This is a genomic window from Mesorhizobium sp. M7D.F.Ca.US.004.01.2.1 (genome assembly GCF_003997785.1).
In the GTDB taxonomy this organism is placed as follows: domain Bacteria; phylum Pseudomonadota; class Alphaproteobacteria; order Rhizobiales; family Rhizobiaceae; genus Mesorhizobium; species Mesorhizobium loti.
In genome coordinates, this window is sequence record NZ_RZRQ01000468.1 from 1 (window position 1) to 3,450 (window position 3,450).

General features: G+C 62.2%; 5 protein-coding genes and 1 pseudogene. 3 read left to right on the plus strand and 3 right to left on the minus strand.

The annotated features are described in order from the left end of the window. The 3 genes from EN993_RS33075 to EN993_RS33085 form a co-directional block, all read left to right on the plus strand. On the plus strand, positions 1-889 hold an 889-nt coding region (locus EN993_RS33075), incomplete at its 5' end, for a homoserine kinase (RefSeq protein ID WP_127265974.1). Positions 890-900: 11 nt separating this feature from the next. Next, entirely contained in the window at positions 901-1,431 is a 531-nt protein-coding gene (rnhA, locus tag EN993_RS33080; RefSeq protein WP_127265975.1) for a ribonuclease HI, read from the plus strand. Between the two features lie 97 nt (positions 1,432-1,528). After that, complete coding sequence (locus EN993_RS33085) at positions 1,529-2,056, plus strand: histidine phosphatase family protein (protein WP_127265976.1); 528 nt, start codon at positions 1,529-1,531, stop codon at positions 2,054-2,056. Positions 2,057-2,060: 4 nt separating this feature from the next. Here the strand turns inward: EN993_RS33085 and EN993_RS33090 are convergent, their stop codons facing one another. The 3 genes and pseudogenes from EN993_RS33090 to EN993_RS33100 form a co-directional block, all read right to left on the minus strand. Continuing rightward, positions 2,061-2,537 carry a DUF2938 domain-containing protein gene (locus EN993_RS33090; protein ID WP_109662277.1) on the minus strand — a complete coding sequence of 159 codons (477 nt, stop codon included), beginning with the start codon at positions 2,535-2,537 and terminating at the stop codon, positions 2,061-2,063. 74 nt (positions 2,538-2,611) lie between these two features. Further along, positions 2,612-3,094, minus strand: coding sequence for a peroxiredoxin (locus EN993_RS33095; RefSeq protein ID WP_109662278.1), 483 nt, complete (start codon positions 3,092-3,094; stop codon positions 2,612-2,614). Between the two features lie 85 nt (positions 3,095-3,179). Beyond that, a pseudogene (locus EN993_RS33100) lies at positions 3,180-3,450 on the minus strand (hypothetical protein); the annotation flags it as partial.

Here is a 3,450-nt window from a genome sequence, read left to right on the forward strand (position 1 = left end):
GTCCTACAAGGGCATCGCCGAAGGCACCGAGAACTCGAACTTCCTGCTGCATACCTCCAGCGGTTCCTACATCCTGACGCTCTATGAAAAGCGGGTCGAGAAGGCGGATCTGCCGTTTTTCCTCGGCCTGATGGGCCATCTCGCCAACAAAGGCGTCTCCTGCCCGTTGCCGGTGACCGCGCATGACGGCACCGTCATCGGCACGCTCGCCGGCCGGCCGGCGGTCATCATCACCTTCCTCGAAGGGCTTTCGCTGCGGCGGCCAGCGGCAACGCATTGCGCCGAGGTCGGCAAAGCGTTGGCGGAGTTGCATCTGGCTGGCGCCGATTTTTCGATGACGCGCCCCAATGCGCTGGCCATCGACGGCTGGCGCAAGCTCTGGAACGCGGCGCGCGACCGCGCCGACGAGGTCGAGCCGGGCCTTGCGGCCGAGGTCGATGCCGATTTCGCCGATTTCGAGCGGAGCTGGCCGAAAGACCTGCCGCAAGGCATCATCCATGCCGATCTTTTCCCCGACAACGTCTTCTTCCTCGGCGAAAAGCTCTCCGGCTTGATCGACTTCTATTTCGCCTGCGACGACCTCTATGCCTACGACGTCGCCACCTGCCTCAACGCCTGGTGCTTCGAGAAGGATTTTTCCTTTAACCTCACCAAGGGCAAGGCGATGCTTGCCGGCTATCAGAGCGTGCGTCCCCTGAGCGACCAGGAGAAGGCGGCGCTGCCGATGCTGGCGCGCGGTTCGGCGCTGCGCTTCATGCTGACCCGGCTGTACGACTGGCTGACTGTTCCCAATGGTGGGCTGGTGATGAAACGCGATCCGACCGAGTATATCCGCAGGATGCGGTTCCACCGGGCGATCAGATCTCCTTCGGAGTATGGATTGGCCTGATATGGGGTATCATGAGCAAACAGGTTGAAATCTTCACCGACGGCGCCTGTTCGGGCAATCCCGGCCCCGGCGGCTGGGGCGCGATCCTGCGCTTCAATGGCACCACCAAGGAGCTTTCCGGCGGTGAGGCCGAGACGACCAACAACCGCATGGAACTGCTCGCGGCCATCTCGGCGCTGAACGCGCTGAAGGAACCCTGCACGGTCGAGCTTCACACCGACAGCAAATATGTCATGGATGGCATTTCCAAGTGGATCCACGGCTGGAAGAAGAACGGCTGGAAGACCGCCGACAAGAAGCCTGTGAAGAACGGTGAACTCTGGCAGGCGCTCGACGAAGCCAACAAGCGCCACAAGGTCACCTGGAACTGGGTCAAGGGCCATGCCGGCCATACCGAAAACGAGCGCGCCGACGAACTCGCGCGCGAAGGCATGGCGCCGTTCAAGAAAGGCCCGTTCAAGTCTGCTGCTGCACCAAAGCCGGCTGCGCAAGCAAAACTGCCGACGGTCGCGAAAGCGCGGCGCTCAACCCAGAGCTATTAATTTTGGGCGCCGGACGGATCTCAGGCAGGGAATTTCCATCGTGCCGATCCTCTACTACGTCACGCATCCCCAGGTTCAGGTCGATGCCAGCGTTCCCATGCCGGAATGGGGGCTATCCGACATCGGACGCGCGAGAGCATTTGCAATGCTCGACCGGCCCTGGATCGGGTCGATCCGGCGTATCGTGTCGTCGGCTGAACGCAAGGCGATGGAAACCGCCGAGATCCTCGCAACGCATCTGCGTCTTGTCATCGAGGTGAGGGAACGGATGCATGAGAACGATCGATCGGCAACGGGTTTCCTGCCGCCGCCGGAGTTCGAAACGGTCGCGGACCAGTTCTTTGCCAATCCACACGAAAGCATTCGCGGATGGGAAAGAGCTATCGATGCGCAGCATCGTATCGTGAGCGAGGTCGACACCGTGCTCGGTACCAATGACGCCGACGACATTGTTTTCGTCGGGCATGGAGGGGTGGGAACGCTCCTGCTCTTGTCTCTCAGCGGTCGAGAAATCAGCCGCGAAGCGGATCAGCCGGCCGGCGGCGGTAACTATTTCGCTTACGATATCGGCGCTCGCCGCATTCTCCACGGCTGGCAGCCGGTCGACAGGCCGGGGCAGCCGTAAAAGCTTAGCGGATCAGCAGTGCTGTGCCCCAAAGCCCGAGCGCGAACACAGTATGCGACACCAGGTTGAGCGCGCGGACCTGCATCGGATTGGGGCGCTTTGAAGCCGCCCAGCCGGCGCCCATGCCGGGCGCCAGCAGGAACCAGCCGGCGCCGACGGTGACGATGCCGAGGATGAAGGCCGGCAGGAATGTCGGCGCGGCAAGCCAGCCCGCTCCGACCAGCACCACCAGGATGATCCCATAGACGATGCCGACAAAATAATGAAAGGCCCAACCCAGCGCCTTTTCATGCGCGTAAGGCACTGCATTGCCGATATCGTCGTGGAAGACCTTGTCGCTCAGGTGCCAGACCCAGCGACCGACCGGCCCCCAGTTCGGCCGTGGCTGGCCGAACGCCTTGTGCAGGAAGATGGCCCAGAGATCCATCAGCACGGTGGCGCCGATGCCGATCACGATAGCGCGCCAGAAGACGTCAAACATCGCTAGGGTCCCCCAAAGCAGGCCCTGGACTGCAGCGATCGTCGTTGCGGTCCCGCCTGACGCCTCGCTGAAGTTCAGAGCTGTCCCAGAATATGAGCCGCGCCGGACTCGTCGACACCGGGCTTGGTCTCGACATTGAGCGCGGTGACCTTGCCGTCGTCGACGACCATCGAAAACCGCTTCGAACGCAGCCCCATGCCGCCGGCGGAAAGGTCATTGTCGAGGCCCACCGCCTTGGCGAAATCGCCACTGCCGTCGGCGAGGAACAGGATCTTGCCCTCACCGCCGGTGAAGCGCGCCCAGGCGCCCATGACGTGGACGTCATTGACCGAAACGACGGCGATGGTGTCGACGCCACGCGCCAGGATGGCGTCATGGTTCTCGAGATAGCCGGGCAAATGGTTGTTGCTGCAGGTCGGCGTGAAGGCCCCGGGAACCCCAAACAGCACCACCTTCTTTCCAGAAAAGATCTCAGCCCCGGTGATTGGCTTGGCGCCATCGGCGGTCATCGTCTTGAAGGTCACGTCAGGCAGCTTGTCGCCAACGGAAATGGTCATGGATTCCTCGCTTGGGAAAATGGGGAAGGACGTGTCTTTGCGTAGCGAACTCAACGGCTTCCTGCAACCGTTCGGGTGGGCTGGATCAAGGGAAAGGCAGAAGCCCTTCGACCGCGCCCGCCGAACTCGTCAGCGTATAGTGAAGTCCGCCATCCGTCGGCGTCGTCGACGGGCGATCGAGGATCGGCACGGTGAAGATCAGCTTGCCGTCCTTTTCGCTGCGGGCAGGGCTGCCGAACATGTAATCGTGCTCGCCGGCAACGAAGAAATCCGCCGCCTCCGGATCGCCGGGAAAGCTCGCCTCGACAATCAGCGTCTCATGGTCACCCGGCAGGACATTGACGCCGAAATCGGAT